Here is a 13,924-nt window from a genome sequence, read left to right as displayed (position 1 = left end):
TTGAGAATATTTAAATTAACATTTCGCAATATTTACAAATTCTTAAGAATTAATTGAGAAAGATTTTTATTTAACAACGATGTTACAATGGTTACAGCGATTTTACTGAATTTCATAGTGGGGTATTCTATGCTTTTTTGGGCAGCAACGGTTGAAACCCTTGCCACACCTAGAAGGTAATCCTCATTAAGACAGGTAAATGAGTCAATTTCACCCACAACGATGATCTTTTTTTTGTGTAGTTTTATTGCAAAAAAAAAGTTTTTTTGACAAAAAGCACAAAGTATGAATTAGGAAGTGGGGTAGTGGGGAAGTGGGGTAGTGGGGTAGTGGGGTAGTGAGGTAGTGGGGAAGTTATCTGCTATTTTCCAATAAAAATCTTCTTTCGGCGCGAACAATTGCCTCTCTAGTGGCTAAAACTGCTTCCCTATCCACCGAAAGAGAAGTCACACCCCAAGCAATCAGATCATCGATAATTTCAGGATACTGAACGATGGCCATGCCGCAAACGGAACAGGGAATCTGTAAAACTTTTGCTTGAGTGATAATTTGTTTTAAAGCTGCCCTGACTGCGGGATGACGGGCGTTAAAATATTCTGAGAAATGTTCTCGATCACTACCTAAAAGTAATTGAGTTAAATCATTAGTACCAATAGCGATTAACTGTACCCCCGCTTGCACATAATCCGCTAATTGAAAGATTACCCCGGGTACTTCCACCATTATCCCCAATTGGAAAGAAGGGACTTGAGTGAGCAAAGCCGATTGTACCCGTTGCCGGCAGAAAATAAATTCTTCAACCCCGCGGACAAAGGGAAGCAGTAAATTAATATTGGTGGCGCTGGTGGTTTGTACCCGTCGTAAAGCTTGCAATTCCAGATCGAATAGAGTCGGATCTAATATATAACCATGGGTTCCCCGACTGTCTTGAGCCGAATGTTGAGCATCAAAAGAACGGTAAAATAAAGGCTTAGGCTGGATACTAAGGGCAAATTGTGCGATTAAATCACTTAATCTCTCGATCAATGCTTCTTGATGCTCTGGTGTTAACCATTCTTCTAGATTACGCTGAGAAAGTAACTCTAAAATCATCCATTCTGAGCGCAATAAACCGATCCCATCAATAGGCAGTTCTTGGATTCCGGCAATACTTTCAGTTTGACTGAGATTAACCATCAAACGGGTAGCAATTGCCGTCCCGTCGGTTTCTCTGGGTGGTGGTGGGGGTAAGGAAATCTTTTCCTGAGATGCTAGAGAAATAATTCCCCTCGTACCATCTACTAAAATTATCTCCCCTGAGCGGATAATTTCCGTGGCATTTTTCACCCCGACAACGGCAGGAATGGCTAATTCCCGGGCTAAAATGGCTCCATGGCTAGTTAATCCCCCCTGTTCCGTGATCATTGCTCTAATTTGGCGTAAATGGGGCAGTTTTTGGGGAGGTAAATTAGTAGTAACCAGAATGCAATCCTGAAAAGTTGCCTCTGGGGAGTCGAAATTGCTGATCACTTTTGCCACTCCCGATACCAACCCCGGGGATGCCCCTAATCCTCTTAAGGGATAATGGCAGGTAGTAGCGGTGATTTCCTGACTGTGACAGCTAAGAATATAAATTTGACCATCCAGCATCATCAGCCATTCTATGCTGGTTAACGTCGGTTTTTCCGTCAGCAGAGATTGAACCAGTTGACAAAGGCGATCGAGGGCGAAATTATCTAAACAGTAGCTTTCCTGTAAACTGGGTGCTAATAATTGTGGCGCGAGCAGATTACTGTCACTATTGAGATAATAAGCGCGGGATTTATTGCCTAATTGCCGACTGCGTAATTGACCGGAGCGATCGATAATGTAGGTATCCGGTGCCACTTCTCCATTAACTAAACTGTGTCCTAACCCCCAAACTGCCTGAATTTGCCAGTTATCGTCATTAATCAACACATTTCCCGCACAATTGGCCGGTAATAACGGTTGTACCAGTAAAGATAATTGAATGTTTTCTAAACCAATTCCCATTTTTCGCCAATAAAATAGACTTCTGGCGGTGAATAACTCCGCCCAAGCTTGTTTTAGGGCATTTTCTAGATTATCTGCTTTAATTCCACTGATGGGGGCGGAAAATAAACCGAGCGTTCGCCGAGCCAGATTAGCTGGTAGGGAAAAGCGCCATACTAGGGTATCCATGGATAATTGTGCCACGGCCGCCGCTAGTTCTTCTAACCAGAGAGGAGGAATTTGCGCTTGTAAAACGGCGCGCCGACTCTCTTTGGCGACTAATTGCAGAGCTTTTGCGTTATCTACGTCTAAATAGAGGGAAGATTGCGGAAAATCAGTCAAGAAAGAGTCAGCATTGTTGATAGTTTCCAAAAATTCCGCAAAAATGCGGTTAAAAATGGCAAATCCCCCGATAATTGGGTATCCTCGCTGGTGTAATTCACTGGCAATAAAAGCTTTTTCCCCCACCAGGGGGCGATCAGAAGCACTAATGCGATCGAGCCAGCAGAGAATGGTCACGGGATTTGTTAAGAATGGTGAAAGGATTCTAAAATAATCTAGGTGATTTTTGTAACTTTTTAGTTCTATCTGCTAGTTTAACTCACCGTCACTATCTTGAGGATGATCTGGGAAGTGGGGAAGTGGGGAAGTGGGGTGTGGGGTGTAGGGTGTGGGGTGTGGGGTGTAGGGTGTGGGAAGAATAAATAAAAATAATCTCCTGTCTCCTGACTCCTATCTCCTGCCTCCTGACTACTGACTCCTGACGACCGGCTCCTGACGACCGGCTCCTGATAGCTGATAAGATAGGATTCGGACAATATTCGATCGCTGCGAGAAATTGATGGACACACCTGCGAAAGTTTTGTTAGTGGATGACGAACCCGGGGTTCGTGAATCTGTGCAAGCATATCTACAGTACGGGGATGACTTCGAGGTAAGAACTGCTAGTAATGCTAACGAAGCCTGGGATTTACTCAATCAAGAAATTCCGGAATTAGTCATCTCCGACATTATGATGCCGCAGGTGGATGGCTATCAGTTTCTGAAGAAATTGCGCGAAGATGCTCGTTTTCAGACAATTCCCGTGGTTTTTCTCACTGCTAGGGGGATGACGAGCGATCGCATTCAGGGTTATAATGCCGGTTGTGATGCTTATTTATCCAAGCCTTTCGATCCCGAAGAATTAGAAGCATTAATCAAGTCTTTAATCGAGCGCCGTCGTCAATCCCTGCAAGCCACCAGCGAAAACGCTAGATTAGAAGAAATTGCCCGAGATATCCGGGAATTAAAACAGCAGGTGGGACAACATAACACTTTTACTACTACTCCCCCCCCGATTAAAATTGACCTTACCCCCCGGGAACAAAGTGTTTTAGATTTAGTAGCGGAGGGATTGATGAATAAAGAAATTGCCAGTCGTCTAGAAACCAGTGTCAGAAACGTAGAAAAATACGTCAGTCGCTTATTTAGCAAGACTGGTACTAATAGTCGCACGGAATTGGTACGTTTTGCCCTAAAACACGGTTTAACCAGTTAATATAGCAGCTAAGGACAAAGTAGCGGGCAACTTTCTTCTTAGAAATATCCCTTGGGGAAAAAGGCAGATGACAAGCAACTGAATTACCGATGGAAAAACAACTTTTGCAGCGAATCACCCTCGATTTAAATATCTGTCATGGCAAACCCTGCCTTCGAGGATTGCGTTATCCTGTTGAATTTATCCTAGAATTACTTAGTTCTGGCATGAGTATCGAAGACATTTTAGCCGACTACGATGATTTGGAAAGGGAGGATATTCTAGCGGTGTTACTGTTTGCCACTCGGTTGACTCAGGTAAAAAGCATCTACCAAATCGCACCATGAAGTTTCAGGGAATAGTTATCAAAAGTATATTTACTAATTAACCAAAATACCAGTGAAACTAGCTCAAGCTCAGACGATATTAACAGACACTTTAACCGTATTTTGGGGAGAATGGCTAGATTTACGGGCGAGAGTCCTTCAGATCGCCGCCACAGGTTTAGTTTCTCCCCTAATCTATATTATCGGTTTCGGGTTGGGGTTGGGAAGCGCCCTCGATCGCTCGATGAAACCCTCACTCGGCGATTCTTATCTAGAATTTATTTTACCCGGAATGGTGGCCCTGTCCTCAATGGCGATCAGTTTCGGGGGAACCACCTTTTCCATCTGTGGCGATCGCTTATTTAGTAAAACCTTCGAGGAATTATTATTACTTCCCGTCCATCCCCTCTCATTATTTTTAGGCAAAGTTTTTGCGGGAATTTTGCGCGGTGTAATGACTTCTGCATCAGTGATTCTCGTTGCTATCTTATTTACAGGAAAATTTGCCAGTTTTCTCAATCCCCTCTTTTTATTAGTTTTAATCTTAAATTGTGCCGTCTTTGCCGGTTTAGGGGCAATTGTCGGATTGCGAGTTACATCCCTCGAAAGTGTCAGTCTGTATAATAACTTTTTAATCGTGCCGATGTCTTTTTTAGGAGCAACTTTTTTCGATCCCCAAACCTTACCCTGGCCATTAAAAGTTATTGTTTATTCCTTGCCCCTCACCTATGCTAGTCTGGGATTAAGAGCCGCAGCCTACGATATAAATCAATTTCCTTGGTTCGCTATCCCTATTTTATTAATCGTCGCTATTCTTCTCTCGATTGTCGGTGCTTATCAATTCTCCCATCAACGGGATTGAATCAGTGATCAGTAATCAGTAATCAGTAATCAGTAATCAGATTTAAGTATTCGGTGAACAGTATTAAGTGGCAAGTTCAGAGCTTTCTTTTCACGGATTACTGTTTGATTTTTACTGATAAAAGCAAAAAGCTCCTGACTCCTATCTCCTTTTTCCCTTGAATAAATATATCCTTTTTTATAAACCCTACGATGTATTATGTCAGTTTACTGATGAAAATGGTCGCTCGACTTTAAAAGATTATATTCCCATCCCGAATATCTATTCTGTCGGTCGTTTAGATAGGGACAGCGAGGGATTATTATTACTCACAGATAACGGTCAATTACAGCATCGTTTGGGTCATCGTCAATTTGCTCATCCGCGTACCTATTGGGTACAAGTCGAAAGAATTCCTGACCTAAACGCTCTAGAAAAATTGCGTCAAGGTCTTCATATTCAGGATTATCGCACTCGACCAGCAATAGTTAATTTACTAGATTTTGAACCAGATTTACCCCCCAGAGAGCCACCGATTCGTTATCGAAAATCTGTTCCCACCGCTTGGTTAGAAATTACCTTAACTGAGGGGAGAAATCGTCAGGTAAGACGGATGACGGCTGCCGTTGGTTATCCCACTTTAAGATTAATTAGAACAGCCATTACTATGGACAAAAACAATAAATTATGCTTAACAGGATTACAACCCGGTCAATGGCGAGAAGTGACTGAAAAAGAGAGAAAAGCCTTAGAAAAGTTATAATTTCTGTAAGTAACCTTGATAAGTGGGTGGGTGGAATTAAATATAAGATGAACGTAGGTTGGTTTGAAGCATGAAACCCAACGCCTGCATGGGTTACGCTACCGCTAACCCATCCTACAAATAATTCTGCCTCCCTACTTAACCAAAGTTGAATGTATAGTTTGGGACTTGATCAAATGATCCACAATTATCTATAATCGTGAATATTAAAACTAAGACAAATATGAAAGTTAAAATTAAAAATCTTGGCATTTTAAAACAGGCAGAATTCAGTCTAGGCGACCTCACAATTATCTGTGGTGGTAATAATACAGGTAAAACTTATGCTACCTATGCTTTATTCGGTTTTTTAGATACTTGGCGAAGACTATTAACGGGGCCAAGATTTGGCCTCAAAGAAAAAATTGAGCAACTACTTTAGACAAGAGGAATTATTATCGGCTAATCAAGTTAAAGTCTATATTGCTGAAAAAGCTTTAAAGATGTTAAAAGGACAAAAAAGAAAGACCAAATGTCACACTTTAAACCCTGCTAAAATTGATCCAGAAATGGGTATTGAAGCGCGTAGTTTTGATACTACTATCGAAAATATGAATCGTATTCAAACGGCTATTATTTGGGGTGAGGAGTAATGTCTGATATTGCTATCCTCAAAGAAATGGTTAGGGATTGTGCGATAGTAGAGTTAGAGTATAAAAAAGAATACAAACGAGATAGTTATTTACTGAAACTGACAGAAAATCAAGATAACTATTCGTTTGTGATTAGTGGAATGCCTGAACCCGATCGAGTTATTGTGATCAAGCTAGATGAGTTTTTTGATGTCCGCAAAATTTTTACTGGTAGTAGTAAAGGTGAGTGTAAGCGTGCAGATTTTATAATTATCGCTAATACCACTTCTGAAAAAGTTATCCTTTGTTTGGAAATGAAGAAAAGCAGAGATGATAATTCATCGATAATTAAACAATTACAAGGAGCCAAATGCTTTGTCTCCTATTGTCGTGAAATCGGACGCTTATTTTGGAATCAACCCGATTTTCTTCGGGACTATCAATATCGCTTTGTTAGTATTAAAAATATCAGTATTTCTAAAACAACCACCAGCAGCCGTAAACTTTCTCAAAAAAGTGATATTCACGATCAACCAGAAAAAATGTTAAAAATTTCCGCTAAAGCGAAGCACTTTCAAGAATTAATTTAGTCCTATAGCTTGACATTATGACCGATTTAATCTCGATCGAATAACGATCTTTTGCCGAGAGTGCCAAAAGAGCCTTATCGATGCTCATTTTTAAAAACTTCAAACACCTGCCGGCTGAAATATTTTAACTTATCAGCCACCTTAGGAGAAGGTTGATAATTGCCGACTAATTGCCAATTTTCCACCGTAGATAGTCGCCAAGCGGTTCCTTGATGGTTAAAAGCCTGCATTTCTAAGCCAATCAAACGCTGATACTGATCCTCGCTATCGAGATGAAAACGAATTTGTACCAGAATACTGCGCCCTTGAATTCTGGGACTCCAACCGGGAAAATGGAAAGCGATATCGATCGAGTCGGGATCCGTTAACTCCCTTGTGTGGGGATCATTGCGCCAAGGTTTCAGATCTGCCTTTGCATCGGGGAATTGTTGTTTAAACAGGTTGACGAGTGTGGCGATCTTCGCCGTTAATTCTAATCCTTTTGCCTGTTCCGACGCATTCATGCTCACCTCTGATAATTGCTTATAAAGTAACTATTTATACAGTTTAGCCCTGCTTTTTGCGACTATTGGAACAATTATAACGATATTTTCTCGATCGAGTCCAAAATGCCGCACCTGTCAATCAAGATAGCCGCTGCCAAAAAGACAAAATCAAAACTAAACTAGAAAATAGGATAATCGACAGGAACAGTATTTTCTATGAATCCCCAAGAGTCTCTATTACAATCGATCGAAAAATTAGGCTATCGGGTTACGGTGGGTGATGTGGCGGCAAAATCGGGTTTAGAGATTAACGCTGCACAACAGGGATTATTAGCTTTAGCGGCGGAAGCGGGGGGACATTTACAGGTAGCAGATACGGGGGAGATTATCTATCTTTTTCCCGAAAATTTTCGCTCAATTCTTCTGAATAAATATTGGCAATTGCAGTTAAAAGCTTTCGGGAGTAAAATCTGGCAAGTAGTTTTTTATGTTATTCGCATTTCCTTTGGCATTGTTTTAATTATTTCGATTTTAATCCTGTTGCTCGCTATTCTGGCGATCCTGATAGGCTTAATGTTCAAAGATGGTGACTCGGATAACAATTCTGGAGATAGCAAAATTAATATTAACTTCTTTCCCACGGACTTTTTCTGGATTTTTTATCCCGATTTTAGTAATAACTACTACGAAAGAAGAGATCGGGAAGTTAAGGCAGAAAAACCCCCTAGTAAGATGAATTTTCTCGAGGCAGTTTTTTCTTTTATTTTTGGCGACGGCGATCCTAATTTTAATTTAGAGGAGAGACGCTGGCAAACTATCGGTAAAGTAATTCAAAATAATCGTGGCTCGATTATCGCTCCACAAATTGCTCCCTATCTCGATAGTATTACCCCCAGTCATGAGGAGACAGAAGATTATATACTCCCAGTTTTAACTCGCTTTAATGGGTTGCCGCAAGTGTCTGATCGAGGCGATATTATCTATTATTTTCCCGATCTACAGGTGACAACCAAAGAGAGAAAAGTACAAGCATTGTCACCCTATCTAAGAGAAAAAAGCTGGAAGTTTAGCGAAGCGGATAGCGGTCAAATTATCTTAGCTTTAGGTTTAGGGGTGGTTAACTTTATCCTCGCTTTAGTTTTAGGATTTTTGCTCAACAGTGATAGTGTTGATTTGAGCGGTTCTCTGGGGTCGATAGTCACAGGTATCTACGGTTTTCTCCTCAGTTATGCCGCTGCTTTTTTGGGGATTCCCCTCGGTCGTTATTTCTTTTTACAGTGGAGAAATAAGCGGGTTAATCAACGCAATCAACAGCGAGAAAAAAGAGCAGATTTATTAGCCCAAAATAATCCTGAATTAGAGCAAAAACTTGCCTACTCTCGTCAATTTGCCGACCAAAAAGTGATTAGGGATGCTGATATTAGTTATTCTACGGATCAAGACTATCTCGAACAAGAGAGCGAGCGCTCCGATAAAATCGATCGAGAATGGCAAAAACGCTTAGAATCGCCCGATTAAGTAGCTGGTTATAATTAAATTAAAAATGGATTTTGCCTTTAATCCTCCCTTGATCCCCCCTTGATAAGGTAGGGTTGATTCATGAATCAACCCTACCCTTGATAACGGGGGTGTCTGATAATTTTTAACGCCTACCTACTTAATCGCTTTTGCTGTGTGGGAGGTCATTCTGTTATTCTGACTTGAAAGTGGGAAGTGGGAAGTGGGAAGTGGGAAGAAAAAAGCTGTCTCCTGTCTCCTGAATCCTGACGACCGACTCCTAACCCCAGCAACAAACTTTTTGCCGCAAACCCTAACTTAAACGATCGAGAGTGCGATACTGAATTGCTTCGGCAACGTGGGAACTTTTCAGCATTTCACTATCTCCTAAATCGGCAATGGTGCGGGCAACTTTGAGAATGCGATCCATTGCTCGGGCCGATAAACCCAATTTTCGGATTGCCCCTTCTAAAATATGGCGACTGCTCTGATCAAGAGCGCAAAAACCCCGCAAATGCTCGGAATTCATCTCCGCATTAGAGCGAATCCCCGTATTCTGAAAGCGATCGCTGGCCTTTTGTCTGGCCCTTTCTACCCGTTGCCGCACTTGCTCAGAAGCTTCTCCCCGACTCTCTTGGGTCATTTCTTCCGGTTTCAGGCGATTTACCGTCACTTGTAGGTCAATACGGTCTAAAAGCGGCCCCGATAATTTCGCCCAATATTGTTCCCGTTGTCGCGGTGAACAGCTGCAGGGTTGCACCGAATCGCCGTAATAACCACAGGGACAGGGATTGGTACTGGCCACTAGGGTAAAACGGGCCGGAAAAGCGACGGAAAGACGAGTGCGAGAAATGCTCACATAACCATCCTCTAGGGGTTGCCGGAGATATTCCAAGACACTGCGCTTAAATTCCGTTAATTCGTCCAAAAATAAAATACCACGGTGGGAAAGGGAGATTTCCCCCGGTCGGGGATAAGTGCCACCTCCCACCAGTGCCGCTCCGGAAGCGGAGTGATGGGGACTGCGAAAAGGACGCTCGCGCACCAGGGAACCTCGATCCTTCAGTAATCCGGCGACGGAATGAATCTGGGAGACTTCTAGGGATTCGGCAAAGGTAAGCTGGGGCAGAATTCCGGGTAAACGTCGCGCTAACATGGTTTTACCGCTGCCCGGCGGCCCGACAAAAATTAGGTTATGACCTCCAGCTGCGGCAATTTCCAGGGCCCGACGGCCAATGGCTTGGCCTTTGACATCCTTGAGATCGGGGAGATTTACCTGCGATCGCCCGAATTCCTCGGCAGCGTTAAAAGTCATCGGTGAATAGCGATCGGGTTCATTTAAGAAATTTACCACTTCCGATAGATGACGAAACCCATACACTTGTACGCCTTTGACCACGGCCGCTTCTTTGGCATTATCGGCGGGAACCACTAAACCCTTAATCCCCATTTTTTCGGCGGCGGCAGCAATGGGTAAAACCCCCGCCACGGGACGCAAACTACCATCGAGGGATAATTCACCTAAAAAGAGAAAATCCCCCAATAAATCGGCTTCTACCTGTTCGGAAGCCCCTAAAATGCCGATACTAATCGGTAAATCATAAATCGGCCCCTCTTTGCGGATATCGGCGGGACTTAAATTGATGACAATTTTGCGGATGGGAAAGGCAAATCCAGCATTTTTTAGGGAAGCTTTTACCCTTTCTTTCGACTCCTGCACGGCCGTATCGGGTAAACCCACCACGGCAATTCCGGGTAATCCCCCCGATACATCCACCTCTACCCCGATTTTAATGGCATCGATGCCGATAATTGCCGCACTCCAAACCCTTGCTAACATTTTGGCTCAAGTAAAAATAAAGTGAGTTCTTAGGAAAATGAAACAGGATGTTCGGCTAGTTTTCCGCATAAAAATGATTTTATCTGGGAATTTACCCAGAAAATCAGCGTATTTCTAGGGATAACCTAGCCAGAAAAGCTGAGAGCTTAATGGTATAGTTAAAAAAAAAGCAATTTGTCTATGAGCGAGACTATTTTTAGCAAAATTATCCGTAAAGAAATTCCTGCCTCGATCGTCTATGAAGATGATCTGGTTCTCGCTTTTCGAGATGTTAATCCCCAAGCACCCACCCATATCCTCATTATCCCCAAAAAACCGATTCCGAAACTAGAGGAAGCTAGCGACAGCGATCGCGATTTATTGGGACATTTGTTACTAACTGTTAAAAAGGTGGCCGCCGAAGCTAAATTAAGTCAAGGTTATCGCGTGGTGATCAATAATGGGGAACATGGGGGTCAAACCGTCGCTCATCTTCATGTCCATCTCTTAGGCGATCGCCCAATGGCTTGGCCCCCGGGTTAAACTCCTGTTATTTTCCCGCATTTTTGGGGAATTATAGAGCTAGAAGCGTTCTTTTCCGAGTCGGTCTTCTCGATGTTAAACCCATGAATAGGTCTATTTCTGCGATCGCTTTGTCCAGCACCCTGCTGTTATTTCCCTTCACCGCCGCGACTCTCGCTCAATCGGAATGCTTTCTCCAAAGAGCAGATGGACAACAGATAGATCTTAGCCGTCTCTGTGGCGGTTCATCTAGAAATAGGAAAAATTCCCCGCAAGTTTATCAGTTACCGATTCAACGCCGGGTTAACGGCATTCCCACGGTGATGGTGGTTTTTAATCACCGTCACTATTATGAAATGCTTTTTGATACGGGAGCTAGTGGCATCGTCCTCACCGATGCCATGGCAAAAGCGATGAAAGTCAAACGGGAAAGGGAAGTACTCGCTCATACCGCTGGCGGTGTCGTTAGGGTTTATCTTGGTCGCATTAATTCTATTAAAGTTGGCGAGGTGGTTTTATCTAATCAGATTGTTGGTATTTCTCCCCAAATGGAAGGGTTAGGACTCTTGGGACAAACTTTTTTTGGTTCCTATGATGTCACGATCAAAAAAGATGTGATTGAATTACGTCATCGTTGATAAGTAGCTGGTTATAATTAAACTAAAAATGGATTTTAGGTTCGATCCCCCCTGCCCCCCTTGATAAGGGGGGTGCCGATAGGCGGGGGGATCCCCCCTGCCCCCCTTGATAAGGGGGGTGCCTGAAAACTTTTAACACCTACCTACTTAGTCTGATGGGAAAAATTATCGCTTTTCTGACTCTAATCTAAAGTTCCTCGCTGTATTTGTTCCCGTTCGATCGCTTCAAATAGGGCCTGGAAGTTGCCTTCTCCAAAACCTCTAGCGGCATGACGTCGCTCGATTAATTCAAAAAAGAAAGTCGGCTGGGAAAAAATTGGTTTAGTGAAAATTTGCAGTAAAGTCGGCTTTTCCGGGAGGGAATGACTATTTTGTTCAAAATCAATGAGAATTTCCTGTTTTTTAATTTCTGACCATTCCCAATCAGCAATATTAAAATCTTTTTTTTGATAGTTAATTAGTTGATAATAACTGTCGGGAACTGATAAAAATTCTACCTGCCTATCTCGGAATTTTTGAGTTAAGTTTACAATATTTTCTGTTTTTAAAGCAATGTGTTGAATGCCAGATTTTTGATTAATATCTAAAAATTCTTGAATTTGAGAACTGTTACTATCTGGCTCATTAATCGGTAATTTTAATTCAGTTTTCGGGTAAACAAGTACCTGAGAATAAAGACCAGAACGCTCCGTTTTAATAGTAAAAGTTTGCCTTTTTTTAAAGCCTAAATTTTCCTCATACCAATTGGCTGTTAACTCTAAATTCCCTTGAAAAACATTTAAAACTAAGTGATCAATTGCCAGAATATCCTGATTATATTGTTGCTGACTATCGTATTGAATCAGATGAGGATCGGCTAAAATTGGCGTGATTCCCTGCCTTTCAATTAACGTATGTTTGAGATCAGCAATGCTAGAGATTTGACAGCTTTTTATCTTACCCCTAGCCAAAACAGTTTCCTCAATAAAAATGTCCTGTTTAATTCTCCTAGCTAAACTGTCTAAATCCTCTACTTGAAAAGCTACATCCGCCACCCCTTCAGGATATTTACCTAAAAATTCCGCCACGGGACTAAGGGAATTTAAGGGAGAAGATAAGATAAAAATAATCTGTTTAGTTTTATCTTTTTGGATGCCATTGCCAACTATTTCCGTGTGCGTGTGGAGATTAACTAAACTTGCGATCGCCTGAAAATCCATCACCCGCACAAACCAATCTCGCCATTTTTTGGCCGATTCTACATAAAAATGAATATGATCAACAAACATAGATAAAGTCAAAAAAAGGTTTTTTTCAGTGAGCAGTAAACATTGAAAATAAAACTCCGAACTTGCCACTTAATGCTATTCACTGATAACTGATAACTGAAAAAGCTGATGACTAAAAAAAGAGATGACTATCGGGTTGAATATTAATTTCCATGGGGACGGCTTGGGGTTCAGCATTCATGGCAAAATAGATAGCATCGGCGGCGGTTTGAGCGGTTAACATTTTATTGCGATCAACTTTTAAGCTCACCTGATCCCAAAAAGGAGTATCGACACCACCAAAATAGAATAAAGTCATTTTAATACCATAGCGTTTTAACTCATCGGCCAAACATTTACTAAAACCGACCACCCCGTACTTAGAAGCACAATAAGCGGCAGCCATAGCCATAGAATGCTTACCCAAAATTCCCACCACATTACAGATATGACCGGCTTTATTTTCCTTCATCACATTAGCGGCAGCCTGACAGGTATAAAAACTTCCCTTCAGATTGAGGTCGAGCATTTTATCTAAATCTTCCGGCGTGATTTTATTATATTGTTTCATCACACCGGCTCCGGCCGCATTAACCAACACATCCAACCGGCCGTAATGGGAGACAATTTTTTCCATCAAAGTTTCTACCTGAGTCGGATTGGTGATATCCGTCGGCACAATTAAAGAGGGACAAGACAACTCCCCAGCTAAATTAGATAAATTATCGGCATTTCTGGCCACTAATACGAGTTTATGACCATTAACAGCTAGTTTACGCGCTAAAGTGGCACCTATACCCCCCGTAGCACCGACAATCAGGACAACTTTTTCGCTCATAATTATTTATAAATTTTTACAAATCTTATTGTAAACTGTTCCAACTGGAAAATCATCGGAAATTTTGGGTCTGAAACCCCGCCGTTCTAGGTTGGCTTGACGTTAGAATTAAAAGGCCAGTCTCGAAAACCAAGTGGACGGCGCAGCACCTTGAAAACTCGGCTTAGGGGGTTCCGACCAGAAAAGCTTGGCCGGGTAAAAAGTCGCGCGCAACAAGTACAAGAAGCTATAGGCGGTCA

15 protein-coding genes are annotated in these 13,924 nt (G+C 42.1%); 10 read left to right on the top strand and 5 right to left on the bottom strand.

Features of this window, described 5'->3' with window-relative positions; genetic code table 11:
* Positions 1-354: 354 nt before the first annotated feature.
* Positions 355-2,511 carry a putative PEP-binding protein gene (locus IM477_RS17075; RefSeq protein WP_287732760.1) on the bottom strand — a complete coding sequence of 719 codons (2,157 nt, stop codon included), beginning with the start codon at positions 2,509-2,511 and terminating at the stop codon, positions 355-357.
* A 322-nt stretch (positions 2,512-2,833) separates the two neighbouring features.
* Here IM477_RS17075 and IM477_RS17070 point away from each other — a divergent pair, with 322 nt between their 5' ends.
* The 7 genes from IM477_RS17070 (at position 2,834) to IM477_RS17040 (ending at position 6,639) form a co-directional block, all read left to right on the top strand.
* On the top strand, positions 2,834-3,529 hold the full coding sequence (locus IM477_RS17070) for a response regulator transcription factor (RefSeq protein ID WP_287079412.1): 696 nt from the start codon (positions 2,834-2,836) through the stop codon (positions 3,527-3,529).
* A gap of 89 nt (positions 3,530-3,618) precedes the next feature.
* On the top strand, positions 3,619-3,855 hold the full coding sequence (locus IM477_RS17065; protein ID WP_287732759.1) for a DUF433 domain-containing protein: 237 nt from the start codon (positions 3,619-3,621) through the stop codon (positions 3,853-3,855).
* A gap of 52 nt (positions 3,856-3,907) precedes the next feature.
* Positions 3,908-4,696: an ABC transporter permease gene (locus IM477_RS17060; RefSeq protein ID WP_287732758.1), complete on the top strand. Its 789-nt coding sequence runs from the start codon at positions 3,908-3,910 to the stop codon at positions 4,694-4,696.
* A gap of 157 nt (positions 4,697-4,853) precedes the next feature.
* Positions 4,854-5,438: a pseudouridine synthase gene (locus IM477_RS17055; RefSeq protein WP_287732756.1), complete on the top strand. Its 585-nt coding sequence runs from the start codon at positions 4,854-4,856 to the stop codon at positions 5,436-5,438.
* A gap of 223 nt (positions 5,439-5,661) precedes the next feature.
* The gene (locus IM477_RS17050) at positions 5,662-5,859 is read left to right on the top strand and encodes an AAA family ATPase (protein ID WP_287732754.1); all 198 of its coding nucleotides are present in this window, start codon (positions 5,662-5,664) and stop codon (positions 5,857-5,859) included.
* Positions 5,843-6,070 carry a hypothetical protein gene (locus IM477_RS17045; protein ID WP_287732752.1) on the top strand — a complete coding sequence of 76 codons (228 nt, stop codon included), beginning with the start codon at positions 5,843-5,845 and terminating at the stop codon, positions 6,068-6,070. Before IM477_RS17050 ends, IM477_RS17045 begins: the two co-directional genes overlap by 17 nt.
* Entirely contained in the window at positions 6,070-6,639 is a 570-nt protein-coding gene (locus IM477_RS17040; RefSeq protein ID WP_287732751.1) for a hypothetical protein, read from the top strand. Before IM477_RS17045 ends, IM477_RS17040 begins: the two co-directional genes overlap by 1 nt.
* 74 nt (positions 6,640-6,713) lie before the next feature.
* Here the strand turns inward: IM477_RS17040 and IM477_RS17035 are convergent, their stop codons facing one another.
* Positions 6,714-7,142 (bottom strand): Tery_1686 family protein, encoded by a 429-nt coding sequence (locus IM477_RS17035; RefSeq protein WP_287732750.1) that lies wholly within the window; start codon positions 7,140-7,142, stop codon positions 6,714-6,716.
* 198 nt (positions 7,143-7,340) lie between these two features.
* On the opposite strand from IM477_RS17035, the gene IM477_RS17030 reads away from it, so the two are divergent.
* Positions 7,341-8,642 carry a hypothetical protein gene (locus IM477_RS17030; RefSeq protein ID WP_287732749.1) on the top strand — a complete coding sequence of 434 codons (1,302 nt, stop codon included), beginning with the start codon at positions 7,341-7,343 and terminating at the stop codon, positions 8,640-8,642.
* A gap of 292 nt (positions 8,643-8,934) precedes the next feature.
* On the opposite strand, the gene IM477_RS17025 is transcribed toward IM477_RS17030, so the two are convergent.
* Positions 8,935-10,461 carry a YifB family Mg chelatase-like AAA ATPase gene (locus tag IM477_RS17025; protein WP_287732747.1) on the bottom strand — a complete coding sequence of 509 codons (1,527 nt, stop codon included), beginning with the start codon at positions 10,459-10,461 and terminating at the stop codon, positions 8,935-8,937.
* A 180-nt stretch (positions 10,462-10,641) separates the two neighbouring features.
* Between IM477_RS17025 and IM477_RS17020 the strand changes: the two genes are divergently transcribed.
* Together IM477_RS17020 and IM477_RS17015 are read left to right on the top strand one after the other, a co-directional pair.
* Positions 10,642-10,983 (top strand): histidine triad nucleotide-binding protein, encoded by a 342-nt coding sequence (locus tag IM477_RS17020; RefSeq protein ID WP_190719174.1) that lies wholly within the window; start codon positions 10,642-10,644, stop codon positions 10,981-10,983.
* Positions 10,984-11,066: 83 nt separating this feature from the next.
* The gene (locus tag IM477_RS17015) at positions 11,067-11,600 is read left to right on the top strand and encodes a retropepsin-like aspartic protease family protein (RefSeq protein ID WP_287732745.1); all 534 of its coding nucleotides are present in this window, start codon (positions 11,067-11,069) and stop codon (positions 11,598-11,600) included.
* A gap of 182 nt (positions 11,601-11,782) precedes the next feature.
* Here the strand turns inward: IM477_RS17015 and hppD are convergent, their stop codons facing one another.
* Both hppD and IM477_RS17005 read right to left on the bottom strand, forming a co-directional pair.
* Positions 11,783-12,868 (bottom strand): 4-hydroxyphenylpyruvate dioxygenase, encoded by a 1,086-nt coding sequence (gene hppD / locus IM477_RS17010; RefSeq protein ID WP_287732761.1) that lies wholly within the window; start codon positions 12,866-12,868, stop codon positions 11,783-11,785.
* 112 nt (positions 12,869-12,980) lie between these two features.
* The gene (locus IM477_RS17005) at positions 12,981-13,685 is read right to left on the bottom strand and encodes an SDR family oxidoreductase (RefSeq protein ID WP_002740268.1); all 705 of its coding nucleotides are present in this window, start codon (positions 13,683-13,685) and stop codon (positions 12,981-12,983) included.
* Between the last annotated feature and the right edge of the window lie 239 nt (positions 13,686-13,924).

The organism is Microcystis sp. M090S1 (assembly GCF_020246295.1).
In the GTDB taxonomy this organism is placed as follows: Bacteria; Cyanobacteriota; Cyanobacteriia; order Cyanobacteriales; family Microcystaceae; genus Microcystis; species Microcystis aeruginosa.
Note: the sequence above shows the minus strand (reverse complement) of the source record. Positions and strands in the feature narration are given on the sequence as shown.

Bases quoted from the DNA above. Each gene is read 5' to 3' on its own strand.
- hppD (WP_287732761.1), bottom strand. From the start codon at position 12,868: ATGTTTGTTGATCATATTCATTTTTATGTAGAATCGGCCAAAAAATGG.
- IM477_RS17070 (WP_287079412.1), top strand. From the start codon at position 2,834: ATGGACACACCTGCGAAAGTTTTGTTAGTGGATGACGAACCCGGGGTT.
- IM477_RS17005 (WP_002740268.1), bottom strand. From the start codon at position 13,685: ATGAGCGAAAAAGTTGTCCTGATTGTCGGTGCTACGGGGGGTATAGGT.
- IM477_RS17025 (WP_287732747.1), bottom strand. From the start codon at position 10,461: ATGTTAGCAAGGGTTTGGAGTGCGGCAATTATCGGCATCGATGCCATT.
- IM477_RS17050 (WP_287732754.1), top strand. From the start codon at position 5,662: ATGAAAGTTAAAATTAAAAATCTTGGCATTTTAAAACAGGCAGAATTC.
- IM477_RS17040 (WP_287732751.1), top strand. From the start codon at position 6,070: ATGTCTGATATTGCTATCCTCAAAGAAATGGTTAGGGATTGTGCGATA.
- IM477_RS17020 (WP_190719174.1), top strand. From the start codon at position 10,642: ATGAGCGAGACTATTTTTAGCAAAATTATCCGTAAAGAAATTCCTGCC.
- IM477_RS17065 (WP_287732759.1), top strand. From the start codon at position 3,619: ATGGAAAAACAACTTTTGCAGCGAATCACCCTCGATTTAAATATCTGT.
- IM477_RS17015 (WP_287732745.1), top strand. From the start codon at position 11,067: ATGAATAGGTCTATTTCTGCGATCGCTTTGTCCAGCACCCTGCTGTTA.
- IM477_RS17035 (WP_287732750.1), bottom strand. From the start codon at position 7,142: ATGAATGCGTCGGAACAGGCAAAAGGATTAGAATTAACGGCGAAGATC.
- IM477_RS17030 (WP_287732749.1), top strand. From the start codon at position 7,341: ATGAATCCCCAAGAGTCTCTATTACAATCGATCGAAAAATTAGGCTAT.